The sequence below is a fragment of the Nocardiopsis deserti genome, from assembly GCF_008638355.1.
GTDB classification, from domain to species: Bacteria; Actinomycetota; Actinomycetes; order Streptosporangiales; family Streptosporangiaceae; genus Nocardiopsis; species Nocardiopsis alborubida.
Genome location: NZ_VWVS01000014.1, coordinates 230,498 through 255,620, shown reverse-complemented (window position 1 = coordinate 255,620; position 25,123 = coordinate 230,498). Strand labels below are relative to the sequence as shown.

Sequence of the window (25,123 nt, the reverse complement as noted above, 5' to 3'; positions counted from 1 at the left end):
CGGCCTCCGCTCACCGTCCGGGCCCGTCCGGTTCCGGCCTGTCCGGCCCGGGTCCTTCCGGTGCGTCCGCGCCCGGCTCCCGGCCTCCGGACGCGCCGCCGCCCTCGTCGTCCCTCTGGTTGAGGCGCCTGCCCGCGCGCTCGTTGAGCGCCGTGGGCAGTTTGAGCACCCGGTTGACCACGGTGTCGTCCGCCTCACGCCCGGGTCTGTGCTCCACCGGTCCGCCCGGGTCCGGCAGGACCCGGTCCATGACTCGCATGGCGCCTTGGACGAGGGAGGGGCACAGCCCCCGGGCCGCGATGGCAGCCCGGGCCAGTGGCGTGAGCACCAGATAGCTGCGCCCCCGCGCGGCCGCCTCCACGATCCGGCGGGCCGCGCGCTCCCCGCTCACCGAGACCAGGGGCAGCCCGGCGCCCAGGGAGAACCAGGTGTACTCGTGTTCGGGGTCGCCGGAGAAGACGGCGGCCTTGTGGGAGCCGGTGCGCATCAGGCCCGGGACCACGGTGGTGACCCGCACTCCCCGGCGCGCGACCTCGGCCCCCAGTCCCTCGGAGAGGCCGACCTCGGCGAACTTGGCGCAGGAGTAGGGCAGCAGGTGCGGCACGCTCAGGTGGCCGCCGACGGAGGTGATGGTGACCAGGGAGCCGCGGGTGCGCTCCAGCGGGCCGATCGCGGCCCGGGAGATGCGCAGCGGCGCCCAGAACATCGTCTCCATGGCGTCGCGGAAGTGGCTCTCCGAGAGCGTCTCGTGCGGACCGACCTGGATGATGCCCGCGTTGTTGACGACGAAGTCCAGATGGCCGAAGGCCGCGGTGGCCTCCTCGACCAGGCCCTCGGCGCACTCGGGGTCGCGGATGTCGCACCGGACGCCGCGTGCTCGCACGCCCCGCTCCTCCAGGTCGGCCACCGTCCGGTCGAGTTCGTCCTGTTCGCGGGCGCAGACCACGACGGACGCACCGCGCTGGCCGAACTCGCGGGCCAGCTGGAGTCCGAGCCCGCGGGAGCCGCCGGTGATGAGCGCGACCCTGCCGTCCAGGAGGGCGGGCCGCCGCGCACCGGTCAGCGCCGCGGCGCCCAGGCCCAGGGCCGCACCGGCCACCATCCAGGGGACCGTCCCGCCGCGTCGGCGGCGCCGCCGCGGTTCGGGGTCGTCCCACCGGTCACGTCTGTCCCTGAGTCGGGACGCCGCCCAGCCCGCACCGGCCAGGACCAGGGGCGCCCTGCCGCGGATCACCGGTCGCCCCGTCCGCCGTGACCGCGAGCCGGGCCCGCGGTGGATGCCAGCGCCATGTCACTCCCTGTACGTCGGAGAAGAGCGTTCCGGGGGATGTGGGTGTACGGCTACCCGAGGCGGCGGGGCGAAAACGGCCGGTGGCCGCGCTCCGGTCCGCGCCCCCGGGCCGGTCCCCGCCAGCGGCGGCGGGGATCGCGGGCGCCGCCGCGGACACGGGTGCCGGGCCCCGCGCCCCGTGTCCCGGCGGGACCGGGGACCGCCTCACTGGCCGCCGGGCTGGTAGTCGCCCTTGGGCTTGGCGGGCTGGTTGGGGACGCCCTGCGGCGGCGGGCTCGACGCGGGAGCGGCGGTGCTCTCGCTCACCGGTGAGCCGCCGGTGGGCGGACCGGGGCGCTCGGGCTGGAAGTCCTGTGAGCCCCCGGAGGGTTCGGCGCCCTGTTCCAGTTCGATCAGGCGGTGCTCCAGGATCTCCAGGACGTTGATCCGGTTGGCGTGGTCGGACTCGTAGCCGATGAGCTGGCGCATCTGGTCGGCGTCGAGCGAGCGGACACGGTGCTGGAGCGTCCCCAGCGGAAGGCCCTCGTAGCCCTCGATCGGGGGCTGGGTCTCGTGCTGCATCGACGTTCACTCCCTCTTCTGTCTGTGCGGAACCGGGGTGACAGGCGTACGGCTACCCGTGAGCCCGAACACGAAACCGCAGGTGGCCACGGCCGTGCGGCACCGGAGAAGGGCTCCGGCCGCCGAAGGCGGGTCCCCTTCGCGCACGTGCGGGAGAAGAGGGGACGGTCGTGGTCGGCACGGCACGGGACGGATCCGAACCGCCGGTGCGGGGGCGCTGTCGGCGCTCCTCCCCCGCGCGCTGTACTCTCCGCACGCCGGTCGACCCGCCCGCGCGCGACGGCCGGGCGAACAGCCACACGAGGGAGAGATTCCATGACCTACGTCGCCGCCCCCGAGCGGTACGAGACGATGCCCTACCGGCGGTGCGGCCGCAGCGGCCTGCGCCTGCCCGCCCTGTCCCTGGGGCTGTGGCACAACTTCGGCCACGAGCGCGGCATCGAGGACCAGAGCGCCATCCTGCTGCGCGCGTTCGACCTGGGCGTGACCCACTTCGACCTGGCCAACAACTACGGTCCCCCGCCCGGCTCGGCGGAGGAGAACTTCGGGCGGGTCATGGCCCGGGAGCTGCGCCGCTACCGCGACGAGATCGTGGTCTCGACCAAGGCCGGGTACCTGATGTGGCCCGGCCCCTACGGCGAGTGGGGCTCGCGCAAGTACCTGCTGTCCAGCCTGGACCAGAGCCTGGAGCGCATGGGCCTGGAGTACGTGGACGTGTTCTACCACCACCGGCCCGACCCCGACACCCCGCTGGAGGAGTCCATGGGCGCGCTGGACACGGCGGTGCGCCAGGGCAAGGCCCTGTACGCGGGCGTGTCCAACTACTCCCCCGAGCAGACCCGCGAGGCCGCGGCGATCCTGCGCGATCTGGGCACGCCGATGCTCATCCACCAGCCCTCCTACTCGATGTTCAACCGGTGGGTGGAGGACGGGCTGCTCGACGTGCTCGACGAGGTCGGCGCGGGCTCCATCGCCTACTCCCCGCTGGCGCAGGGGCTGCTGACCGACCGCTACCTCCACGGTGTGCCGGAGGGTTCGCGGGCGGCCGGGAGCAGCCCGTTCCTGAACGCCGAGGGCATCACCGAGGAGGTGCTGGAGCGGGTGCGCGGGCTCGACGCGGTCGCCCGGCGGCGCGGGCAGTCGCTGGCCCAGATGGCGCTGGCCTGGGTGCTGCGCGGCGGCCGGGTGACCTCCGCGGTGATCGGTGCGAGCAGCGTCGCGCAGCTGGAGGACAACGTGGCCGCGGTCGCCAACCTGGGGTTCGACGCCGAGGAGCTCGCCGAGATCGACCGGTACGCCCCCCGCGCTCGCTGACGGCGGAGCTGTCGCCCGTGCCGCCCCCAGCACGGGCGACCGGTGCGCCCCCGCGCGCTGACGGCAGACCCGCCCCGCCCGGACCGCGGTCACGTACGTCCCACCGCGCGCTGGCAGGAGGGCCCCGGGCGGGTCACGGGACACCCGTACGCCCCGCGCGTTGACGGCGCCGCCACCCCATCGACCCCTGGTGCACCACCGGCCCCGCCGCGGACCCCCGACCGTCCGCGACGGGGCCCGCGCGTGCCGCGCCGCGCACCGTTCCGGCGCGACGACCAGCACTTCCGCGGCGTGAGTCGTGACACGCCCGCGTTTGGAGCACCCGGCACGGGTTAGGCGCATGCGTACGCATCCCCGCTCCGAAAAGCCCAGAAGAGGAAGGCGGTGCAGGTAGCCGTGAAGAACGTGTTCGTGGTCGGCCTGGACGAGCACAACCTGGAGATCCTGCGCAGAACCCCCACGGGTCAGCACTGCGAGTTTCACCAGCTGCTGAACCTGGAAGAACTCCAGGTCGGCGAGGTCGACATCCAGGAACTACTGGCCAAGGCGGAGAGGATCCTGGACGACTTCGACGGGAGCGTCGACGCGATCGTGGGCTACTGGGACTTCCCTGTGACCCTGTTCGTGCCCATCCTGTGCTCCCGTCGCGGCCTCCCCTCGGCCTCCCTCGAATCCTTCGTCAAGTGTGAGCACAAGTACTGGAGCAGGCTGGAACAGCAGAAGGTCATCGACGAGTACCCGGCCTTCGGCCTCGTCGAGCTGTCCGAGGACACCCCCCCGCCCCCCGAGAGCCCGACCTACCCCATGTGGCTCAAGCCGGTGAAGTCGGCCTCCTCCGAGCTGGCCTACAAGGTCGACGACGACGAGGGGTTCCAGGAGGCGGTGTCCCTGCTCAGTGACGGGGTCGACCGCATCGGCCGCCCCTTCGAGCAGATCCTGGAGATGGTGGACCTGCCCCCCGAGATCTCCTCCGTGGGCGGGCGCACGGCCCTCGCCGAGGCCGCGATGCAGGGCGTGCAGGCAGCCGTCGAGGGCTACGTGTACAAGGGCGAGGTCGTGGTCTACGGCGCCCTGGACTCGGTGGACTACCCCGGCAGTTCGGTGTTTTTGCGCCACCAGTACCCCTCCAGCCTCCCCGACCACGTCTCCCGGTGGATGTCCGAGGTGGCCGTCAAGGTCATCGAGCAGGTCGGGATGGACAACTCCACGTTCAGCGTCGAGTTCTTCTACGACCCGGTGGAGGAGAACCTGGGCCTGCTGGAGGTCAACACCCGCCACTCCCAGTCACACGCCGAGCTCTTCGAGCTGGTGGACGGGGTCGCCAACCACGAGCGGATGCTGAGGCTGGCCTTCGGCCAGGACCCGGCCCTGGACGAGGACGCCCGCGGCGACTACCGGGTGGCCGCCGAGTGGTACCACCGGCGCTTCGAGGACGGCGTCGCCGTGCGCGTGCCCACCCCGGAGGAGGTGGCCGCGTTCGAGGAGTCCCTGCCCGGCGTGACGGTCGAGGTCGTGCCGCAGCAGGGGCAGCGGCTCTCGGACATGAACGCCCAGGACAGCTACAGCTACGAACTCCTCAAGGTCACCATCGGCGCCGAGGACGAGACCGAGATGCGCGCCAAGTACGAGCGCTGCGTGGAGGAGCTCGTGTTCGAGTTCGAGGAAGAGAACGGTTCGAAGGACAAGCTGGCCGAGAACTAGGAGGGGCCCCGGTCCATGCACGTGGTCAACAACCTGCCCAACGCCGTCCACGAGGACGAGCACCTGTGGATACCGATGTCGGACGGTGTGCACCTGGCCGCCAGGGTGTGGCGGGCGACCTCCTCCGACGTCTCCCCCGTCCCCGGGGTCCTGGAGTACATTCCCTACCGTCGGCGCGACCTGACGTCCGTGCGCGACTCCATGCACCACCCCTACATCGCCGGGCACGGCTACGCCTGCGTCCGCGTGGACATGCGGGGCACCGGCGACTCCGAGGGCGTACTCACCGACGAGTACCTGGAACGCGAGCAGCAGGACGCCGAGGAGGTGCTGGCCTGGCTGGCCGAGCAGCCCTGGTGCAACGGGAAGACCAGCATGATGGGGCTGTCCTGGGGAGGGTTCGCCGCGCTCCAGGTGGCGGCCCGCCAGCCCCCGAGCCTGGGCGCGATCGTCATCAGCTCCTTCACCGACGACCGGTACGGCGACGACTTCCACTACATGGGCGGCTGCCTGCTGTCGGACAACCTCGCCGAGGCGGGGACGATGTTCTCCGCGGGCACCTGCCCGCCGGACCCGGTGACCGTCGGCGACGAATGGCGGCGGATGTGGCACGAGCGGTTGGAAGCCACCGAGCCGTGGGTCCTGGAGTGGCTGCGCCACCAGCGGCGCGACGACTACTGGCGGCACGCGTCGGTGAGCGAGGACTACGCGAAGGTGCGCTGCCCGGTGCTGGCCTCCAGCGGGTGGGCGGACGGCTACTCCAACGCCGTCTTCCGGTTGCTGGAGAACCTGGAGGCGCCCAGCCGGGGGCTGATCGGCCCGTGGTCGCACCGCTACCCGCACATGGGCAGCCCCGGCCCGGCGATCGGCTACCTCCAGGAGGTCGTGCGCTGGCTCGACCGCTGGCTCAAGGGCAGGGAGAACGGCGTCGACGAGGGCCCGTCCCTGTGGGCGTGGATGCAGGACAGCGTGGCGCCCTCCACCGCCTACACCGAGCGCCCCGGACGGTGGGTGCGCGAGGCCGAGTGGCCCTCGCGGAGCGTGGAGTACCGCGGCTACCCGCTGGCCAGGTACCGGATCGGCCGCCCCGGTGAGGAGGTGCACTCGGAGTCGCTGACCGTGCGGTCGCCGCTGACGGTGGGCCAGTTCGCGGGCAAGTGGGCCTCCTACAACGCCCCGCCGGACCTGCCCTACGACCAGCGCGAGGAGGACGGCGGTTCCCTGGTCTTCGACAGCGACGTCCTGTCCGAGGACGTGGAGATCCTGGGCGCCGCCGAGGTGGAGCTGGACGTGTCGGTCACCGAACCGGTGGCCATGGTCGCCGCCAGGCTCGTGGACGTCGCGCCGGACGGCAGCGCCACACGGGTGACCTACGGGCTGCTCAACCTCACCCACCGCGACAGCCACGAGCACCCCGAGAAGCTCGAACCGGGCGAGATCTACCGGGTGAGGGTGACGATGAACGGTGTCGCGCAGGCGTTCCCGGTGGGACACCGCATCCGGCTGTCGCTGTCCACCTCCTACTGGCCGCTGGCCTGGCCACCGCCCAGGCCCGCCCTGCTGACCGTGCACCCGGAGCACAGCAGGCTGCTGCTGCCGGTGCGCCCGTGCTCGGACTCCAACGATCCGAATCCGCGTCCCTTCGGGGAGCCGGAGTCGGCGCCGGAGATCTCCACCACGCGCCGGGAGAAGCCGGAGCACAGCTGGACCGTCTACCGGGACCTGGTGGACACCCGGTCGGCACTGGAGATCGTCAAGGACGGCGGCATCCTGCACTTCGACGACATCGACCTGGACGTCGGGCGGCGCGCCTACGAGTACTACGAGTCCGTGGCGGGCGACTTCACGTCCGCGCGCGGCGAGTCGACGTGGACGATGCGCTTCGCGCGGGACGGGTGGCGCACCCGGACCGAGACCCACACGTCGATGGAGTGCACCGAGACCGAGTTCCGGGTGTACGCGACGCTGGACGCCTTCGAGAACGACGAGCGGGTCTTCTCCCGGCAGTGGACCGAGACGCTGCCCCGCGACCACCTGTGACCCGCGGCCGGTGACCCGCGACCGTGCGCGGTCGGGGAACGGCGGGCGCCCCGGTCCGGTGAGGGCCGGGGCGCCCGCGTGTGCGGGGACACCTCGCAGGCCGCCGTGCTGGCCAGGTGTCCGACCGGGGGCGCCCGCGTGTGCGGGGACGCCTCGGCCCTGTGAGGGCAGGACACGCCCGGCCTCGGGGGCGAGGGACCCGGACAACGCACAGCGACCCCGAAAGCCACAGAAGTCTCCTACGTCCCTGTTCGGACACACCCGGACCGGGGCAGGGGACGGGGTGAGGGACCCGGACCGGGGCTCACGGGGCGCATGGGGTGCGTGGGAGGCCGGAGCCGGGAACAGCGACCCACCGGAGCGAACCGATCGAGGGGGACGGTCTCGATGCCCACAGAACACCAGGAGGCGCACCGGCAACAGGGAGCGCACCCGCCACAGGACGTGGGGCCCCGGCCGGAAGCGGAACTCCGGCGGGGGGCGCGCCGCCCCACCGCGGCGGAGACGGCACGCGTGCTCTCCTCGGTCGTGCTGCCCAACCTGGCGCGGGGCGTGATCGTGCGCCGCCCGCTGATGACGGGGCTGGTCGCCGGTCTGGACGCCGACCGCAGGGCGGTCTCGCTCCTGCGCGGTCTGCGCGAGCGCCACGGCGACGACCCGCTGCCGCTGCGCCTGGCGGGGCGGCGGCTCGCCCTGGTCCTGTCCGCGGAGGACGTGGGCCGACTCCTGCGGGAGACGCCAGAACCCTTCTCCCCCGGCGGCATGGAGAAGCGCGGCGCGCTCTCCCACTTCCAGCCGCACGGGGTGCTGATCTCCGACCACGCCGCCCGGCCCGGGCGGCGCGCGGCCAACGTCGCCGCCCTGGTGCCGAACCAGACGATCCACCCCGACGGGGACGTCATCGCCGGACAGGCGGACGACGAGGCGCTGGCGCTCAGGCTGGCCCTGCGGAGCGGGGAGGTGCTGGACTGGCGCAGGTTCGCCGACTCCTTCCACGCCATGGCCCGGCGCGTGGTCTTCGGACCGTTCGCCGCGGAGGACCGCCGCACGACCGAACTCCTGCACGCCTTGCGCTCGCGCGCGAACTGGGCCTACGCCGCTCCCGCCGACCACGCGGCGAGGGAGGAGTTCCTCGGACGGGTGCGCGCCAACGTCGAACGCGCCGAACCGGGCAGCCTCGCCGCGCGTCTGGTCGCGGGAGCGGCGGCCGCGGAGCCGCGCGCAGGGTGCCCCCACAGCGGCGGAGGCGGTCACGGCGAAGACCTCCGTGCCGGGGGCGGGGGCAGCGCGGCGGCCTCCACTGGGAACGGCCACGGCGCGGACGTGCGGCCGGAGGACCAGGTGGCGCACTGGCTGTTCGCGTTCGACGCGGCCGCCGTCGCCGCGTTCCGGTCCCTGGCGCTGTTGACCTCGCTCAGCCCCGGCGCCCACGCGGCCCGCGAGGAGGCCGAGGGCCGCGAGGGCCTCGACCTGCCGCTGCTGCGGGCGACGGTGCGCGAGTCGGTGCGGCTGTGGCCGACCACGCTCATGGTGATCCGGGAGAGCACACGGGAGACGGCCTGGCGGGAGGAGGTGTTCGAGGCGGGAACGGCCTTCCTCGTCGTGAGCTCCTACTTCCACCGGGACTCCTCACGGCTTGCGTACGCGGACGCGTTCGAACCCGGGATCTGGCTCGACGGGCGCGCCGAGGCGGAGCCGGGGATCGTGCCCTTCAGCTACGGCCCCGCCGGGTGCGCGGCGCGCGACCTGGTGCCGCTGACGGTGTCGCTGTACCTGCGCGCCCTGCTCCGGGGCCGGGACCTGACCCGCGTGGACGCGGGCGGCCCGCTGCCCGCGTCGGGCCTTCCCGCCTCGCTGAACCACTTCGCACTGCGGTTCTCCCTCTGAAGTCCGGGTCCGGATCCGCCCTGGGTCGGGACCAGAAGCATTCGAGGAGGAGACATGAGCGTCGTCGAACAGATGCTGGGCACCCGCTCCGAGCGCCGGGGCGACGGTGTCGAGGAGAAGGTGCGGGCCTGCATCGAGGCCTGCGGCGCGTGCGCGCAGGCGTGTGTGCTGTGCGCGGACGCCTGCCTGGGCGAGCGGGCGGTGGCCGAACTGGTCGCGTGCGTCCGCCTGGACATGGACTGCGCCGACGTGTGCGAGTCGACCCAGCGGGTGCTCTCCCGCCGGACCGGGGAGGACGACACCCTCGTCCGGGTCCTGGTGAAGGCGTGCGCGGAGGCCTGCCGCCTGTGCGGCGAGGAGTGCGACCGGCACGCCGCTCAGCACGAGCACTGCTGGGTGTGCGCCGAGGCGTGCCGCCGCTGCGAGTGCGCGTGCCGTGAGCTTCTCGCGGCCCTGTGAGGGGCCGCGCCCCCAGCTGAAGGAGGAAGGCGATGGAGTGGCCGACACTCGGCGGGCTGTTCGGGGTCCTGATGGCCCTCGTCATCCCGATCGGGGTGATCTTCCTCGTGCTGTGGATCATCCGCAGGGACACGATCCGCAAGCAGGAGGCCGTGCGCTCGCCGGACTACTGGAAGGAGCGGCCGGAGGGCAGGCGCTACCCGACCGGTTGGGACAGGGGCAGCATCCCCGGCCTGGGCACCGCCCGGCCCGGTGAGGGGACCGCGGACACCTCGTCCGGTGAGGACTGGAAGCCGCCGCCCGAGGGAGGTGACCCGCCCGACCGCGGGGGTTCGCCTCCGGACGACGACTGGCGGCCGCCGCCCGCGGGGAGGTGACCCGGGCCGCCGCGGCGGCCCGGCGGGCGGACCCGGATGCGAGGCAGGGCGGGCAGGACAGGGCGGGGCGGGGCGGGCCCGGACGGTAGGGCCGAGGCCCGGTCGAGGGCTCAGACGCGGTCCGCGGGGAAACCGCCGGTGGCGACCGGCCCCCACCGCCTCGGGGTGACGCGGACGAGGGCCTTGCCCTGACGGCGCATGGCCTGGCGGTACTCGTCCCAGTCGGGGTGCTCGCCGGAGATCACGCGGAAGTACTCGACCAGGGGCTCGACCGCCTCCTCCCCGTCGATGACCTCGGCGTCGCCGTCCACCTGGACCCAGGCGCCGTTGAAGTCGTCGGACAGGACCAGGACGCTGACCCGGGGGTCGCGCCGGGCGTTGCGGGCCTTGGCGCGCTCGGGGTAGGTGGAGACCACGATCCGGCCCTGGGTGTCGACGCCGCAGGTCACCGGGGAGGCCTGGGGCTCGCCGTCCGCGCGACGCGTGATGAGGAGCGCGTGGTGGCGGGGACGCACGAACTCCAGCAGGCCATCGAGGTCGACGCGGGTGTTGGTGGCGATCGAAGGGCTCATCGTCTCGCTTTCGCTGCTTGCGGGTCCGCGCGCGCCTCGCGCGGACCGGGACAGCGTATCCCTCCCCGGGCGGCGTCCGCCGGGGCCGACGCGCTGCACCGGGGGCCTCGGGTCAGTCGCGGCCGGAGTCGGAGCGGTCCCGTCCGGGCGGGGTGTGGAGTGCCAGGAACTCCTCGCTGCGCCGCCGGTGGAGGAGCCGTGCCGGGAGCAGGAGGCACGGCATCAGGACACAGGCGAGGGCGACCGTCCCCAGCAGGGCGCGCGGAAAGTCCATTGCCTCATCGGAGGGCAGTGCGAGGGCGCCCAGGGAGCAGACGGCCGCGACGAGGGCCGCCACCGCCACCGGGATCTTCACGGAGGGGGCGTTGAGCACCTGTTCGGCCTGGAGGGCGGCCACACGGTTGGTTTCGGGGTCGGCGCCGGGTCGGCCGAGGATCAGCCGGTCCGTGGCGGCGCGCAGTGTCTCGGGGCCGATGGCGGCCTGCACCGCCGGGTCGCGGGACACCCGCGGGCGCGGCGGAGTGGTGAACAGGGCCATGAACGAGCCGAAGAGCACTCCGGCGACGATGCCGTACAGGAGCGAGGTCCACGGGTCGGAACCGCTCAGCAGGAAACGGGCGAAACCCATGACGCAGCCGAAGGAAAGGCCCTGGTAGAGACCGAAGAAGACCTTCCTGCTGCGTTCGCTCCGGTTGGCACGGAGGCGGAGACGGGTGAGGGGGTCACGGGGTTCGGGAGCGGTGCGCGCTGAGGGGTCGCTCATACGGTCGGCCTACCCGGTCGCCGCGCGGACACGCCGGTCCCGGGGCCGCCGTCGGGCGGTGCGTCCCCGGGACCGTAGCCGGTTCACTCGGTGCCGAAGTCCTCGCGGTTGAGGTCCTGCTCCGCCATCCTGTCCTGGAGCTCGGCCTCCAGCTCCCCTCGGGTGTCCGGCTCGCGGGCGTCGTCGCTGTGGTCGGCGTCGACGACCTGGTCGGTGTCCGTGGTCTTGGGCCTCGACTCCTCCGGAACGCTCATGTCCGGTCCTCCTCCCTGTCGGATTACTGGCCCGCCCCTACCCCGAGTCACCAGGGATCACACGCCCATCTCCTGCATCAGGAGTCACACGGACGTCACGCCGCGGTCGTGGTCCTGATGAGCGGCGCGTCCCGCGTGAGCATCCGGAACCCGACGCCGTAGTACAGCCCGCGCGCCTGGGGGTGTCCCGGCGCACCCAGGCAGGCGACCGTCGCGTGCGCGGCCCCGGCGGCCCGCGCCAGACGCATCCCGTGCAGGAGCATCGCCCTGCCCAGTCCCAGACGGCGGTAGTGCGGATGCGTGCCGACCGGCTCGAACTCGACGGTCCTGTTGGCCTCGTCGAGCCACATGATCGTCGAGGACGCCATCGTTCCGTCCGGTGCCTCCACCAGGACGTGCAGGTCGCCGCGGTACCCCGCCGCCCGCCGGACGCCCCGGTAGGCCTCGGCCGTGTACGCCGAGGGGGCCCAGGCGTCCAGATGGGCCCGGACCGCGGCCTCAGGTCCGGCCTCGTCGGCGGTGCGGAACCGGAATCCGGTCGGCAGCACCGGCTCTTCCACGTCGGTGAGGTCGCGCTCGTTGAGCTGGGTCCAGGACCCGTTGTCGCCGAGCGAGTCCGGATCGGTCTCATAGCCGTGCGCCGCCCACCGCTCCAGAGCGAACCCGTCGGCGGCGCTGGGCACCACCGTGCGTTCGACGCCCGCCGCCGTGGCGTCGAACCAGTCGATCACCTCGTCGACCAGCCCGGCGTGGTCGGGGTGGACCTGGTACATCAGGTAGGCGCTGGTGACGTCCCTGACGGAGCCGTCGCTCAGCCTCACCCGGCGCGGAAGGCGGGCCCAGCCCCACGCCACCAGTTCCCCGCCGGAGAACCACAGGCGACGCGGCCAGGTCGTACCGTCGCTGGCGTGCCCCCTGCCCCAGTTCCAGGCCAGCTCGCCGAACGACGCGTCGCTGTTCACCAGGTCCGGGCGGGTGGCGGTGACGCGCTGCGCCAGCCCCTGCATGAGCCGCACGTCCGCGTCGGTCACACGTTCGGAACTCGTCATGGTGCGCCACTGTGTCAGGGCGCCGCGAAGCCGTCGAGTGGTTTTCCCGGGCCATCCCCGCGTGTGCGGGGAGCACTACATGACCATCCGCACCGGCAGGTCTCTCGCGGGGCCATCCCCGCGTGCGCGAAAAGCACAGTCAACGACCTGCGAACTTATCCGCGACAGCAAGAACCCCACCGGCCCGGTCGTGACCATTGGCGCGGACGCCTGGACGGCCTTTGCGAACAGCCTTCGCCAGCCCTCCGGGTGGAGGTGCGCCGAACCTGGTCACGGGGCTTCGAAAACGGTCACGGTCAGCGCCTTGTCCCACCGAGCGGCGGCCAGGTCGTCGTAGCGGATCATAAATTTCGTGTAGTACTCCTCGTAGACCCCTCCTTCATTGGCGAGCGGTATCCAGTCGCGCGCCAGCCGGAGCGCGTCCTCGTCCAGATAGGAAAACCACTCTCCCTCAGGGAGGGTCTTCGCCGTGAAGCTGCTGACCGTCGCATCGTCATCGGCGTACCCGCCGATGACGTAGTAGGCGTCGGACGACCAGAGGTCGTAGGCCAGAGACCGAAGTTCGTCCAGGTGCGGCAGTTCACGCTCCATGTACCGGGCCAACTGCTGCTGGAAGGGTGACATGTCGTCCCACTCGAAATCCTCCCAGAACTCGTGCCAGCCCTCGTCCTCGTCGCCCTCCTCGAGCCACAGGGGGAGAGCGGCTCTGAGCCCGTCGGCGCAGACGTCGATCCGCTCGTCGACACACGCGGAGTCGGGGGGCTCCGCGACCGCGGTTTCGGTTCCGTCCGGCACGTACACGACTCGTGCGTACTGTCCCGGATCGGCCCGCGGTCCGTCGCAGTCCATCTCTTTGTGAACGAAGAAGAGCAGCGTCCCGTTTGCCGGTAGGTCGAAGCCGTCGACCCTCGGCAGCGCCCCGCAATCGACGGAGAGGAGCAACGGCAACGGAATGTCCCCGGCGGACGGCCACTTCATGCCCACCGGCAGCCGGGGCAACCCACCGATGTGCCCGACCGGAGGGCCATCTCCACGCGCGGACAATCCGATCGACAAACGAAGGTGCTGGCTGAACCTGTTGATCTCGTCGTCCGGGATGCCCAACTCAAGCGCTGCCCGACGAAACTCTCCCTGATGATCCATACCCGAGAAGATAGGCCCTTTCCAACTCGGCTGTGCCAGCAGGGTGTTGGCGGGGATGGGTTGTACATGGTGGATGCGAGTGGTCGATCACCTTGGATCATCCCAGCGATCCGCCTCCAGGAAGCCGCGCAGCTCCCGGGCGAGGTCGCATGTCCTCTCCGGGAGCATGATCAGTCCTGCCTTCGAAGTGCCACTCGTCGCCGGGGAATGGATGGTGCAGCCCACGTCCGTTGGGTAGGGGACCCCACAGGCTTGGTTGGGACCGTCAGATCTCGTTCCGAGGAACACCGGGTTCGGGCACCGTTCACCCACGAAAATCTTCCGCCAACCCTGCCAAAAACACATCGAGTCCATCACCGCTCCACATCGTCACCGGGAGTGAGGTTGAAAAGGGCTCCGTGAGGACCCGTCGGGCTTCACGTCTGTCTGGGACCGAGGTTGGTCTGTACCGTCTCGCGCTCGCCCACAGCGACCTGCTATTTCCCTGAGAGAACCTCGCTCTCCCTCTTCGCCGCCCGTTCCGCGAATCCTGTGGAAAGTTCCCGGTACACACCGAACAGCCCTGGCACCCACCAGGCCCGTGGGGTTGTGCCCTGCCCGGGACTCCGGCGGTAACAGCCGGGAACGTTGGGTACTGGTGTAGGCACTGTCAGTTCCATGGGGATCGATGGCGCCCATGTCGAGGCGCCGGGCTGACGGGGGCGCCCCGGACTCCGGTCCATGAGGGCATCGGCACCAGTGGGCTCGACCGGGAGGGCGAAGAATGCGGCACAGGAGTGTGTGGACAGACGTGGAGGGCCGACCGGAGTTCCCACGTCTGAACCAGGACGTGGAGGTCGATGTCGCGGTGGTGGGAGGCGGCCTCGTCGGGCTGACCACCGCACTGCTGGCGCGGCGGGCCGGGGCTGGCAGCGTCGCGGTGCTGGAAGCCGGACGCCTGGGACAGGGCACGACAGGGCAGACCACAGGAAAGGTCACCTCCCAGCACGGGCTGGTCTACGCGGGGTTGATCGACCGGTACGGCCAGGACCCGGCCCGCGTGTACGCCGACGCCAACCAGGCGGGTGTGGAACTGGTCGCCGAACTGGCCGGTGAGTACGGCATCGACTGCGACCTCACCCGCGCACCCGCCCTGGCCTACACCCGTGACCCCGAGCAGCGCCGGACCCTGGAGGAGGAGGTGGCCGCGGCCCAGCGCCTGCGCCTTCCGGCGTCGCTGGTGGAGACGACCGACCTGCCCTTCGAGATCGAGGCGGCGGTACGGTTCGACCACCAGCTGCACTTCCACTCGGGTCGCTACGTCGCCGGTCTGGCCGAGGCGCTGTCGGCGGCCGGTGGGCAGGTGTTCGAGCACACCCGCGCGTTGGAGGTGGAGGAACACCGGGACGGCAGCGTGCGGGTGCGTACCGCGGACGCGACGGTCCGCGCGAACTCCGTGGTGGTGGCGACGCTGTTGCCGATCAACATGATCGGGGGGTACTTCGCCAAGACGCGCCCCTACCGGTCCTTCGGGTTGGCGGCCCGGCTCCGCGGCCCGGCACCGCAGGAGATGGCGATCTCGGTCGACTCGCCCAGCAGGTCCACGCGGCCGTGGCTCGACCGCGGGTCCAACGGGTTGGTCGTGGTGGGCAACGGCCACGAGACCGGCACCGAGCAGGACACGCAGGCGATGTGGGACGACCTGGAGCAGTGGACCAGGTCCACCTTCGACGTGGACGCGGTGGAGTACCGCTGGTCGGGCCAGGACTACACCACGGCCGACCAGGTGCCCTACATCGGTCGTTCACCGATGAACGACCGGATCCTGGTGGCGACGGGGTTCAACAAGTGGGGCCTGAGCAACGGCAGCGCCGCCGCCATCATGTTGAGCGACCTCCTGCGAGGCCGTGACAACCCCTGGCTGGCGATGTTCGACGCGACCCGAATCGGTGACGCCAAGGCCGTGGGACGGATGGTCAAGGACAACCTCAAGGTCGGCGCGGACCTGGTCGGCGGACACGTGGGCCGACTGCGTCCCCACCACGGCCGCCACCTGGACCGGGGGCAGGGCGGCGTCATCGAGGTCGACGGCGACTCCGTCGGCGCGTACCGCGACGCGGAGGGCGGGCTCCACGCCGTCAGCCTGAACTGTACCCACCTGGGCTGCCGGCTGGCCTGGAACGCGGCGGAGACCAGTTGGGACTGCCCCTGCCACGGCTCCCGCTACGACACCGACGGCAGTGTCCTCAACGGCCCAGCGGTCAAGCCTCTGCCCACCGTCGACCTCGACGACGCCTGACATCCATAAGAGCATCCCTCGATCGCACACGGCCGGGGGTCTCCCCGTCCGCGCTGACCACCACGGCGAGGAAGCTCGCACAGGCATGCTCGCGGGCGCGAGCCGAAGTACCCCGACGTGCCCAAGGAGTGTTGGCTGTGTCCCTGCCCTGCAAGATCCTGCCCGATGACATCGACCGTCTCATCGCCGACCACATGCGGCGGGCCTTCGGAGCCTGACACGTGCTCCCCTGGCGCCGGTCGTGAGCGGTCCGGTGCCCGGGGCCCGTGGTCGCAACACCCACAGGAGCCGTCCGGCCTGATGCCGCTCGTGTGCGGGGGCACGCTGGAGGCTCACGTCATCGAAGCCCGGACGGTCATGCCGTCCACGGCGCGTGCCGGGCTTGACCTTCGAGTCGACTCGAAGGTCTACCGTGTGCCCATGGTGTTGATGCGGGTCTCCGAACTGGCCGAACGCTCCGGCGTGGCGGCCACCACCCTGCGCTACTACGAGGAGCGCGGACTGCTCCCGGCGCAGCGGTCCTCGGCCGGGTACCGCCTCTACGACGAGCGCGCCCTGGAGCGGCTCACCTTCATCACCACCGCCAAACACCTGGGCCTGGCCCTGGAGGAGATCGGCGAACTCACCGCCCTGTGGGCGGCCCACCCCTGCTCGCACGTCAAGGCCGCTCTGAGCCCGCGCCTGGAGCAACGCCTGGAACAGGCCCGCGCCCAAGCCGCCGAACTGGCGGACTTCCAGGCGCTGCTGCGCACCGCCCGCACCCGCCTGCACCAACTCCCCGACCGCGACGCCCCCTGCGATCCGGGATGCGCCTTCCTGGCCGACCTGGCACCGCCGAGCCAGGCGGCGCACCCGCGCGCCCTGCCCCTGGCCCAGACCAACGGCGCCACCTGCATGCTGGAGACAGGCGACCACGAACGCCGCCTGGACGCCTGGCGCGAGCTGCTGACCGAGGCCGCCCGCACTCAGCGCGCCCACGGCAGCTCCTGGAGCCTGCCCCTGGAGCGGGCCGGACAGGTCGCCGAGCTGGCCGCGGCCGAACAGCAGTGCTGCGCCTTCCTGGACCTGCGCGTCGACTTCACCCCGCAGCGGGTGCACCTGCACGTGGGAGTCCACCCCGACCACCGCCCCGACCCCGGCTCCCCGGCCGGGCGGGCCGCCCGCCTGCTCGGTGCCCTGGGCCCCGAGCCCGTCAGGGGGAACTGAACCGATGTCGCTCGCCGAACGCCTCCAGAGCCTGTTCGTGGCCCTGGCCGCCGTGGCCGGGCTGGCCGCGGGCCTGCTGCTGCCCATCGGTGAGGCAGCCAGGCACGTGGTGCTGCCCGCCCTGCTGGTGATGCTCACCGCCGTGTTCGTGCAGATGGACGCCGCACACGTGGGCGAGGTCAGGCGCGCCAAAGCCCTGGTCGTCACCAGCCTGGTGCTCAACTTCGTGTTCACCCCGGCCCTGGCCTGGGCTCTGGGCGCCGGACTGCTGGGAGGGGAGCCGGACCTGCGCATCGGTCTGCTGTTGCTGCTGGTGACCCCGTGCACGGACTGGTACCTGGTCTTCACCGCCATGGCGCGCGGGCACACCGGCATCGCCGCCGCCCTGCTGCCGGTCAACCTGATCCTCCAGCTCGTCCTGCTGCCGGTGTACGTGCTGCTGTTGGGCGGGCAGGCCGCCATGGTCGACGCCGCCACCCTGGCCGAGTCGGTCCTGCTCGTCCTCGTGGTGCCCCTGGTACTGGCGATGGTGCTGCGCTGGGCCTCGCACCGGTTCGGGGGCGCCGCCTGGCGCGAGCGCTTCGTCACCGCTCCGGCCGGGCGACTGGTCCTGCCGCTGCTGTACGCGGCCGTGCTGGCGATGTTCGCCGGGCAGGCCCGCACCGTCCTGGACCACGCCGGTGACCTGCTCACCCTGCTGCCGCCGTTGGCGGTCTTCTTCGTGGCGCTGCCCCTGGTCGCCACCGGTCTGTCCCGCCTGCTGGGCCTGCCCGCGGACCACAGGGTCACGCTGACCATGACCACCACCGCACGCAACTCGCCCATCGCGCTGGCCATCGCGGTCGCGGCCTTCCCCGACCGGCCCCTGATCGCGGTCGCACTGGTGGTGGGGCCGCTGGTGGAACTACCCGTGCTGGCCCTGCTCGCCCAGCTGGTGAGGGCACGGCGGCGCCCCGCTTCGAGCGGGTCCGCTCCGGTCTGAGCCCGCCGGGGGCACAGGGCCGAGCGCTGACCCCCTCGGGCCCCGGATCCCCGCCCGCCACACCGCCCGCCGCGTCAGGGCGCGTCTTCGCCCGCCTCCGAAGCCTCCTCCTGGAGGAGAGCGTTCACACGCTTCAGTACGCGGAGCTGCGCGGGGTTGTACAACTGCACCATGGCCTCGGCCATCGTCCGTTCGGCGTGCTCCGCACCACCCGGCGCGTCGACGGCGGGGTCGGCCGACCACGGGTTCTCCTCGCGCCCCCTGCGGACGACCGGCAGCATGCGCGCGGCGAGACGGTCGATCTCGGCGTCGTCCGCGTCCGCGGGAAGGGCCTCGAACTCCTCGTCCGTGTCGTCGGGTTCGCTGATCAGTGCGCGGAACTGCTCGACGGACTCCTCGCTGAGAACGGTCGAGTAGACCATCAGCAACGATCGCTGCCTGTCGGAGAGCTCACGGGAGACCGGGGCGAACGCGGGGGGAACGTAGGCCGGTGCGCGGTGGCGCAGGAGGACGGCCAGTTCCGCCCGCACGCGGTTGAGCCGGTCGACCGTCGCTTCCAGCTCCCTGTCCAGCACCCGGATCGCCTCGTCCGGGTCCTCGTCCGCCCGTCCCATCGACTCCACCTCCGACAGCGGAACCCCCAGATCGCTCAACCGCCTGATCTGCAGCAGACGGACCAGGTGTGGGACCTGGTACTGCTTGTATCCGTTCGCCGTTCGCTCCGGCACATCCAGCAGGCCGACCTTGTGGTAGTACCGAACGGCCTTCACCGTCGTGTTGGCGAGCTCGGCGAGCTGCTGGGTACTCCACGCCACGCGATGCCTCCTCTTCCGCCGCGGCTGCGGGCAGCGCTACACCCCACGCGTCACCACAGTCCACACCCTGCCCCGGGGGCAGGGTCAAGCGGCGTCCCCCGTTCGCCCGCCGTGTCCGGCTCGGCGCGATCCAGGCTTGACCCTGCCCCGAGGGCAGACTTTGTCATGGGACGAGTGCCGATCGTGACCGGTTCGCGACCGCGCAGGCCAGGTACGCCCTCAGCAGCGACGAGCATGCGGCGGTTCCGGTTCCGCGCCGGGTCGGTCACCGACCTTCACGAACGGACAGGGAGCCCGAAGTGATCAACGAACGCAAACAGCGCGAGGCAGCGAAGCGGATCAGGAGCGGGAACGACCGCCCGCTCAAGCGCTTCCGCTGGTGGCAGCCGCTCTCCCGCGCCCTGTTCCATCTCCCGCTGACCGACGGCGGCGGACGCCGCGTGGTCTACTCCGTCGACATCCCCTACTGGCAGCGGGTCATGACCGAGGACGGTAAGGGCAAGGCCCACCTCTACCTGGACGGCGGGCATCACCTGGAGTCCACGCTCCCGGCGGCCTTCCCGGTGCCGGGAGGAGTCATCGAGGTGGAGTCGACGGCCTTCGGGCTCAAACGCTGCCACTACGTGACCGCCGAAGGCGACGTGCGCCAGCTCGTTCCGGACGCACGCTCGGCGGAGGGTCGTCGCGCCCGCCTCGACCGCGAGCACCCGGCGTTGAGCCGCCTGGTCAGAGCGGTGTCGCTGGTCCTGCTGATCGTGCCGATCGTCCTCGTCGTCCCGCAGATCATCGAGGGGGTCTCGCACGTGCCCCCGATAGCCGAGCGCTTCGGCACCCTCACCTCACCCGTAGACCTGCCGCTGTGGCTCAACGTCGCGCTCGGGCTCTGCGCCTCGACCTCCAGCGTGGAGCGGGCGACACGACTGCGGTGGAACGCACTGCTGGACGGCAGCAGCTGACCGCCGACGTGGCGGGACGACCCGAGCTTGACCCTGCCCCGGGGCCATGGTCTGGAGTGAGGGTGGTCCGCATGCGACACGCGGCCCGGCGTTCCCGCCGCTGACCGCGAGCCCGCGCACAACGTGAGCGCCCCGAGCTTGCGCGCCCCTGCGGCGGGGCGCGCGTTGCGGCGGCGCAGCCCCGGGTGCGGGGAGCCCCGGCGGCTCTTCAGCCCTCTCGAACACGGAGCAGAAAACGTGCGAAACCTTCGAAAGCCCTTCCGGATCATCCGCGCGAACCTTCGCGCCTACCTCGTGATGAACGCGATCGCGTACGGCGTGTTCCTCATCGGTGTGGCGGCGGCCCTGGCCTTCCCCGAACTGAACGCCGCGCAGGTCGGCTCCCAACAGGAGGACGGGACGGCGGACCTGGTGGGAACGCTGCTCGTGAACCCCTGGCTGTTCGGCCTGACCATCTTCGGGGTCAACGTGCTGACCGTCGTCCTCCTGAGGATTCTGCTGCCCTCGATGATCGTGCCCTTCGCCGGTATCCCCCTCTTCGCCTACAAGGCGTACGAGACCGGCGTGATCCTCGCCCCGGTCGACGCGGCCACGGCCACGCTCATGATCCCGCACTCGCTGACGCTCGTCATCGAGTTCCAGGCCTACGCCCTGGCCATGCTCGGCGCCTACCTCCTCGGGAGGGCCTGGCTGCGCCCCGCGACGGTCGGTGCTCCCAACCGCCGACAGGGATACCTGCGCGGCCTCCAGCAGATCGGCTGGCTGAGCCTGCCCGCGCTGGCGCTGTTCGTCGTCGGCGCGGCCTACGAGGCCTTCGAGCTCGTCCACCTCGTCCCCAGGCTGGTCGCGGGGTGATCCCGACGCGCTGACGAACCGCTCCGCCACCGACTCATGGTCCTTCCTCGGCCACGGGCGCGGCGGCGCGGTGCGCGCCAGATGTCGCACCGCGTCCGCCGTCAACGGGCCGCCGCCCTATCCGCGGTCGGTGGCCCCGGCCCGGTGGGTTCCGTCGAGCCGGTGGATTCCGTCGAGGAGGAAGGTGGTGCACCGGTCGTAGTCCCCGCGCTCTGGACGGGTCCCGTGCTTGAGGGCGAGCGCGTTGTCGGTGATCAGCGCCTGGAGGTCGTCCGCGGTGAAGGCGGGCCGCAGGGCGCCGACGCCGACGGCCCGTACCCGCCCCTGGCCATCCACGCCGCCACCGAGGCGATCCTCGCCGACTCGGGAGTCGCCTGGACCGCGCTGCGCAACGGCTTCTTCGGCGACCTCGCCCCGTTGCTCGGCCCGTGGCGGCGGACCGGAGTGATGGCGCACCCGGCGGACGGCCCCGTCGCGTGGATCGATCGCGCCGACGCCGCTGAGGCCGCCGCGGTCGTCATCGCCGGTGACCGCCCCTTCGACGGCCCCGTCACCCTCACTCCGGCCGACGCCGTCACCATCGACGACTTCGCCGGAATCGCCTCCGAACTCACCGGCCGCACCGTCAGGCGCGTCGTCGTCGACGACGAACAGTGGATCGTCGACCAGGTCGCGAACGGCGTCCCGGAGCAGACGGCCCGGTTCACGCTCACCATGTTCCAGGCCACGCGCACAGGTCGTTTCGCGTGGACTGACCCGCTGCTGGCCGAGCTCCTCGGCCGCGAACCGCGCAGTGCCGCCCAACAGCTCTCGGACCACCTCGCCGCCCGCGGGTCGACGGCGGACTGGACAGTGTTTTTTGGGCCCTCCGCTTCGCTTCGGCCCGTGTTCGGGCGCCCGAAGCACGGGAATCGGGTTGGAGCAGGCAGGGTGGTGTCTCCGGCGGGTTCGCCCGTGCCCACCCGTCGCCCGCCACCACCCTCAACGGACGCCTACGGCGCGGTTCTCCCACGGAAACCCGCCTCCACCACCTCCAGAACCCCGTGGGCGCCCGCCCACACACACAAGCTGAGGCCGGTTCAAAAAACAGACCCTAGCCGACGGCGCGGCCCGCGTAGTCGGGTGCGGGCTCGGCGAGGGCGGCCAGGTTCGCGGCGATCTCCTCGGGAAGGGGCACCGCCCGGCCCAGCGCCTGGTCGACGTGGAGCGCCATCAGCTCCTCGGTCGCCACCAGGGCCTCGCCGACCCGCATCTCGTGGCAGATCCGCGCCTTCCTGACGCCGGGACGGTCCGAACGGTCCGCGTCCGGGCTGATCACCCGGGTGCGGACCTCGACCTCGGCGTCGGCGGCCACCTCGTGCAGGTACCGCACGTGCGCCTCCACCGTGTACAGCGAGCAGCCGGACCGTTCGCGGTAGGCGGCGTCCAGGCCGACCCGGTCCATCAGCGCGTCCGTCGCGAACCCGAAGATCAGGACGTAGTAGGCCTCGCTGAGGTGGCCGTTGTAGTCGATCCACTCGGGCCGCAGCCGCTGGGTGAGTGTCGCGCTCACGCGTTCTCCCCCGCCCGCTCGGCGGCCTCCGCGCGTTCGACCTCCTCCAGCGCGCGGGCCACCGCGATCAGGCGGCGGTCGCGCTGGGCGATCAGTTCGGCGGTGGAGCGCCCGGCCACGACCTCGTCCGTGCCCGCGACCATGCGGTCGCGCAGTTCGGCGGTGAGTTCGGGTGCCTCCAGGCGGGTCCACGGGGACTTCAGGGACGGGCCGAAGTGGTCGAGCATGTGCGCCATGCCGCCCTCTCCCCCGGCCAGGTGGAAGGTCAGGCAGGGACCGAAGAAGGCCCAGCGCAGCCCGGGGCCGCTGGTCATCGCCAGGTCGATCTGCTCGACGGTCGCCTCCCCCTCGGCGACCATGTGCAGGGCCTCGCGCCAGGCGGCCTCCTGGATCCGGTTGCCGATGAACCCCGGCAGCTCCTGCTCCATGCTGATCACCGACTTGCCCGCGGCGCGGTAGAAGTCCGAGGCCCAGTCGACGGCCCACTGCTCGCTGCGCCCGCCGCCGACGACCTCGACCAGGGGCACCAGGTAGGGCGGGTTGAACGGGTGGCCGACGACGAGCCGTCCCGGTGTACGGGCGCCCACCTGCATCTCGCTCATGCTGTAGCCGGAGGTGGACGAGGCGATGACCACGCCCTCCGGGGTGGCGGCGTCGATCTCGGCCAGCAGGTCGATCTTCAGGTCGAGTCGCTCCGGGGCGCTCTCCTGGACGAAGTCCGCGTCGGCGACGGCCTCGGCCAGTGTGTCCACGACCCGCAGGTTCGCCATGGCGGCCCCCTCGGCCAGGCCCAGCTCCTCCAGGGCGGGCCAGGCCGAGGAGACCAGCCCGCGCAGCCTGCTCTCGGCGTCCGGGGCGGGGTCCCAGGCGACCACCCGGTAGCCGCGGCCCAGGAAGTGGGCCACCCAGCCGCCCCCGATGACGCCCGCTCCGACGCAGGCGACCGTGCGCACGGCCTCGGGGGTGGTTCTCGCGTTCTCCGTCATCGTGCTCCTCATCTGGACGGTGGTTCGTGTGGGGCGTGGGACGGCTAGGCCGCGCTGCGGAGCCGGAGCATGGCGCGGGCCTCGTCCGGTGTGGCCACCCGGGCGCCGAGCTGCTCGATGATGGCGACGGCCTTCTCGGTGAGCTGGCCGTTGGTGGCCTTCACCCCGCGGCTGAGGTAGAGGTTGTCCTCCAGACCCACCCGGGCGTGCCCGCCGAGCAGCACCGACTGCGCCACCCACGGCATCTGCTTGCGGCCGATGGAGAAGCTCGCCCACTGCGCGCCCGCCGGGAGCAGGTTCACCATCGACTGGAGGACGCCGGGGTCCGACGGCGCCCCGTAGGGGATGCCCGTGCACAGCTGGAACATCGACGGGTCGTCGATGAGGCCCTCGGCGTGCATCGTCTTGGCGAACCACAGCTGGCCGGTGTCGAAGATCTCCAGCTCCGGGCGGACCCCGAGCTCCTGGATGCGCCTGGCGCCCGCGCGCAGCATGTCCGGGGTGGAGACGTACACCTGGCTTCCGTCGCCGAAGTTCAGGCTGCCGCAGTCCAGGGTGCAGATGTCGGGCAGCAGTTCCTCCACGTGCGGCAGGCGGTCCAGGCCGTTGACGAGGTCGGTGCCCTCCTCGAACCTGAGCGGGTCCTCCTGGCCGATCACCAGATCACCGCCCATGCCCGCCGTGAGGTTGATGACGATGTCGACGCCGGTCTGGCGGATGCGGTCGACGACCTCCCGGTAGAGGGCGTTGTCGCGGGAGGGGGCTCCCGTCTCGGGGTCGCGGACGTGGATGTGCACCACGCTGGCGCCGGCCTCGGCGGCCTCGACCGCGGCGGCCGCGATCTGTTCGGGCGTCACCGGGACGTGCTCGCTGCGGCCGACGGTGTCCCCCGCGCCGGTGAGGGCGCAGGTCAGGATGGGTTTGGGGTTCATGGTGTCGCTCAAGGCGGGACTCCGTCTCCGTGCGTGTGCGGCGTGTCGGGCTCTGGCTGTGCGGCCGTGCGGCTGTGCGGCCGCCGGGTGCTGGGTGCCGGTGGGGCACGTTCGGGGCGTGCGGAACCGAGGCGAGGGCTCCGGAAGGGGCGGGGGCGGAGGGCGGGGCGGGTGCGGGCTGTCTCAGCTCCCCGGGACGTCGCTGCCGCCCAGGACGTCGCTGTCGATGACCGAGCGCAGGGTGTTACGCATGTGGGCGACGGACCGTCCGGGCATCCCGGTCATGACCTGGATGCCCATGCCGTCGATGAGGGCGGTGAGGCGCCTGGTCATCTCCTCGACGTCGAAGTCGGCGAAGACTCCGCTCTCCTTGCCCTCCCGCAGGGTGCGGGCGATGGTCTCGTGCCAGCGCAGGTAGGAGTCGGCGTGCAGCTCCCGCATCCCGGGGTCCAGCGCCGCGGCCGTCCAGACCTGGAGCCAGACCGACCACTCCAGCCGCAGGCGGTCCGAGTCCGGGAGCTGGAGCTCGATGAGCTGGAGAAGGCGCTCGTAGGGGTCCTCGATGGTGTGCAGCCCCGCGACCTGGCGGTCGAACGCCTGCTTCACCGAGTGGCGCAGCGCCTCCACGAGGAGGTCGTGCAGGGTCGGGAAGTAGTAGTGGACGGTGGCGCTGGACGTCCCGCAGGCCTGGGCGATCTGGGCGACGCGGACCGAGTGGTAGCCGCGTTCGGCGATGAGGGTCCACGCGGCCTCGATGATCTGGAGTCTGCGGTTGTGCTCCCGGGCGGCCGTGGGGTGGTCCGCCAGACTCGCGGACGACGGCCTCACCGCCGACGAGTCGCGCGGCACCGCCGAGACCGTCTCGGCGTCGTCCTTGCCGTTGAGCAGCCAGTTGACCGTCACCCCGGTCTCGTCGGCGATAGCGGCCAGTTCCAGGGCGGTGAACCGCCGGGTGCCGTTCAGGGACTTGGAGAGTTTGCTGGGGTCGATGCCGAGTCCGGTCGCGAACCGCCGCTGGGAGAGGCCGGATCGGCGGATCGCCTCACGGGCCCTGCCACGCACGTCGTCGGCCGTGTTGTCGCTCACGGTGAGAACGTAACAGCACCATGGCGATTTTCGCAACGCAGGTGTGGTTGTCACTTCGTTACAG

At 71.8% G+C, this 25,123-nt stretch carries 24 protein-coding genes; 11 read left to right on the top strand and 13 right to left on the bottom strand.

Translation table 11 applies throughout. From position 1 onward, the window contains the following. Window positions 1-10: 10 nt before the first annotated feature. Together FYW99_RS19635 and FYW99_RS19630 are read right to left on the bottom strand one after the other, a co-directional pair. Complete coding sequence (locus tag FYW99_RS19635) at window positions 11-1,234, bottom strand: SDR family NAD(P)-dependent oxidoreductase (protein ID WP_150253490.1); 1,224 nt, start codon at window positions 1,232-1,234, stop codon at window positions 11-13. Window positions 1,235-1,495: 261 nt separating this feature from the next. Next, window positions 1,496-1,852 (bottom strand): hypothetical protein, encoded by a 357-nt coding sequence (locus tag FYW99_RS19630; protein ID WP_150253488.1) that lies wholly within the window; start codon window positions 1,850-1,852, stop codon window positions 1,496-1,498. A 315-nt stretch (window positions 1,853-2,167) separates the two neighbouring features. Here FYW99_RS19630 and mgrA point away from each other — a divergent pair, with 315 nt between their 5' ends. The 6 genes from mgrA to FYW99_RS19600 all read left to right on the top strand — a co-directional run bounded on the left by mgrA (window position 2,168) and on the right by FYW99_RS19600 (window position 9,630). Continuing rightward, window positions 2,168-3,166, top strand: coding sequence for an L-glyceraldehyde 3-phosphate reductase (mgrA, locus tag FYW99_RS19625; RefSeq protein WP_150253487.1), 999 nt, complete (start codon window positions 2,168-2,170; stop codon window positions 3,164-3,166). A gap of 384 nt (window positions 3,167-3,550) precedes the next feature. After that, window positions 3,551-4,867: an ATP-grasp domain-containing protein gene (locus FYW99_RS19620; RefSeq protein ID WP_223839252.1), complete on the top strand. Its 1,317-nt coding sequence runs from the start codon at window positions 3,551-3,553 to the stop codon at window positions 4,865-4,867. Window positions 4,868-4,882: 15 nt separating this feature from the next. Then, a complete protein-coding gene (locus FYW99_RS19615) occupies window positions 4,883-6,907 on the top strand; it encodes a CocE/NonD family hydrolase (protein WP_150253485.1) in 2,025 nt (674 codons plus the stop codon). Window positions 6,908-7,294: 387 nt separating this feature from the next. Beyond that, window positions 7,295-8,794 carry a cytochrome P450 gene (locus FYW99_RS19610; RefSeq protein WP_150253483.1) on the top strand — a complete coding sequence of 500 codons (1,500 nt, stop codon included), beginning with the start codon at window positions 7,295-7,297 and terminating at the stop codon, window positions 8,792-8,794. Window positions 8,795-8,848: 54 nt separating this feature from the next. Next, a complete protein-coding gene (locus tag FYW99_RS19605; protein WP_150253481.1) occupies window positions 8,849-9,253 on the top strand; it encodes a four-helix bundle copper-binding protein in 405 nt (134 codons plus the stop codon). Between the two features lie 32 nt (window positions 9,254-9,285). Beyond that, complete coding sequence (locus tag FYW99_RS19600) at window positions 9,286-9,630, top strand: hypothetical protein (RefSeq protein WP_150253480.1); 345 nt, start codon at window positions 9,286-9,288, stop codon at window positions 9,628-9,630. 110 nt (window positions 9,631-9,740) lie between these two features. Here the strand turns inward: FYW99_RS19600 and FYW99_RS19595 are convergent, their stop codons facing one another. The 5 genes from FYW99_RS19595 to FYW99_RS19580 all read right to left on the bottom strand — a co-directional run bounded on the left by FYW99_RS19595 (window position 9,741) and on the right by FYW99_RS19580 (window position 13,411). Beyond that, entirely contained in the window at window positions 9,741-10,202 is a 462-nt protein-coding gene (locus FYW99_RS19595) for a PPOX class F420-dependent oxidoreductase (RefSeq protein WP_150253478.1), read from the bottom strand. 112 nt (window positions 10,203-10,314) lie between these two features. Further along, window positions 10,315-10,965, bottom strand: a complete 651-nt coding sequence (locus FYW99_RS19590) for a hypothetical protein (RefSeq protein ID WP_150253476.1) — start codon at window positions 10,963-10,965, stop codon at window positions 10,315-10,317. An 83-nt stretch (window positions 10,966-11,048) separates the two neighbouring features. After that, the gene (locus FYW99_RS31865) at window positions 11,049-11,219 is read right to left on the bottom strand and encodes a hypothetical protein (RefSeq protein WP_190394729.1); all 171 of its coding nucleotides are present in this window, start codon (window positions 11,217-11,219) and stop codon (window positions 11,049-11,051) included. Between the two features lie 95 nt (window positions 11,220-11,314). Further along, window positions 11,315-12,268 carry a GNAT family N-acetyltransferase gene (locus FYW99_RS19585; protein WP_150253475.1) on the bottom strand — a complete coding sequence of 318 codons (954 nt, stop codon included), beginning with the start codon at window positions 12,266-12,268 and terminating at the stop codon, window positions 11,315-11,317. A 270-nt stretch (window positions 12,269-12,538) separates the two neighbouring features. Further along, window positions 12,539-13,411, bottom strand: a complete 873-nt coding sequence (locus FYW99_RS19580) for a DUF1963 domain-containing protein (protein WP_150253473.1) — start codon at window positions 13,409-13,411, stop codon at window positions 12,539-12,541. 763 nt (window positions 13,412-14,174) lie between these two features. On the opposite strand from FYW99_RS19580, the gene FYW99_RS19575 reads away from it, so the two are divergent. The 3 genes from FYW99_RS19575 to FYW99_RS19565 all read left to right on the top strand — a co-directional run bounded on the left by FYW99_RS19575 (window position 14,175) and on the right by FYW99_RS19565 (window position 17,877). Further along, window positions 14,175-15,689 (top strand): FAD-dependent oxidoreductase, encoded by a 1,515-nt coding sequence (locus tag FYW99_RS19575; RefSeq protein ID WP_150253470.1) that lies wholly within the window; start codon window positions 14,175-14,177, stop codon window positions 15,687-15,689. Window positions 15,690-16,109: 420 nt separating this feature from the next. After that, window positions 16,110-16,895, top strand: a complete 786-nt coding sequence (locus FYW99_RS19570; protein WP_150253468.1) for a MerR family transcriptional regulator — start codon at window positions 16,110-16,112, stop codon at window positions 16,893-16,895. 4 nt (window positions 16,896-16,899) lie between these two features. Beyond that, window positions 16,900-17,877 carry an arsenic resistance protein gene (locus tag FYW99_RS19565; protein WP_150253467.1) on the top strand — a complete coding sequence of 326 codons (978 nt, stop codon included), beginning with the start codon at window positions 16,900-16,902 and terminating at the stop codon, window positions 17,875-17,877. A 74-nt stretch (window positions 17,878-17,951) separates the two neighbouring features. On the opposite strand, the gene FYW99_RS19560 is transcribed toward FYW99_RS19565, so the two are convergent. Next, window positions 17,952-18,692: a MerR family transcriptional regulator gene (locus tag FYW99_RS19560; protein WP_150253465.1), complete on the bottom strand. Its 741-nt coding sequence runs from the start codon at window positions 18,690-18,692 to the stop codon at window positions 17,952-17,954. 299 nt (window positions 18,693-18,991) lie between these two features. On the opposite strand from FYW99_RS19560, the gene FYW99_RS19555 reads away from it, so the two are divergent. Both FYW99_RS19555 and FYW99_RS19550 read left to right on the top strand, forming a co-directional pair. Next, window positions 18,992-19,648, top strand: a complete 657-nt coding sequence (locus FYW99_RS19555) for a hypothetical protein (RefSeq protein ID WP_150253464.1) — start codon at window positions 18,992-18,994, stop codon at window positions 19,646-19,648. 237 nt (window positions 19,649-19,885) lie between these two features. Next, window positions 19,886-20,503 (top strand): stage II sporulation protein M, encoded by a 618-nt coding sequence (locus FYW99_RS19550; protein WP_150253462.1) that lies wholly within the window; start codon window positions 19,886-19,888, stop codon window positions 20,501-20,503. 117 nt (window positions 20,504-20,620) lie between these two features. Here FYW99_RS19550 and FYW99_RS32440 read toward each other — a convergent pair whose 3' ends face one another. The 5 genes from FYW99_RS32440 to FYW99_RS19520 all read right to left on the bottom strand — a co-directional run bounded on the left by FYW99_RS32440 (window position 20,621) and on the right by FYW99_RS19520 (window position 25,059). Next, a complete protein-coding gene (locus FYW99_RS32440; protein WP_223839250.1) occupies window positions 20,621-21,322 on the bottom strand; it encodes a hypothetical protein in 702 nt (233 codons plus the stop codon). 274 nt (window positions 21,323-21,596) lie between these two features. After that, window positions 21,597-22,055, bottom strand: coding sequence for a thioesterase family protein (locus FYW99_RS19535; RefSeq protein WP_150253460.1), 459 nt, complete (start codon window positions 22,053-22,055; stop codon window positions 21,597-21,599). Next, a complete protein-coding gene (locus tag FYW99_RS19530) occupies window positions 22,052-23,041 on the bottom strand; it encodes a 3-hydroxyacyl-CoA dehydrogenase NAD-binding domain-containing protein (protein ID WP_150253458.1) in 990 nt (329 codons plus the stop codon). Before FYW99_RS19530 ends, FYW99_RS19535 begins: the two co-directional genes overlap by 4 nt. A gap of 44 nt (window positions 23,042-23,085) precedes the next feature. Beyond that, window positions 23,086-23,985, bottom strand: coding sequence for a beta-keto acid cleavage family enzyme (locus FYW99_RS19525; RefSeq protein ID WP_150253457.1), 900 nt, complete (start codon window positions 23,983-23,985; stop codon window positions 23,086-23,088). A 171-nt stretch (window positions 23,986-24,156) separates the two neighbouring features. Continuing rightward, window positions 24,157-25,059, bottom strand: coding sequence for a TetR/AcrR family transcriptional regulator (locus FYW99_RS19520; RefSeq protein ID WP_150253455.1), 903 nt, complete (start codon window positions 25,057-25,059; stop codon window positions 24,157-24,159). Window positions 25,060-25,123 lie beyond the last annotated feature (64 nt).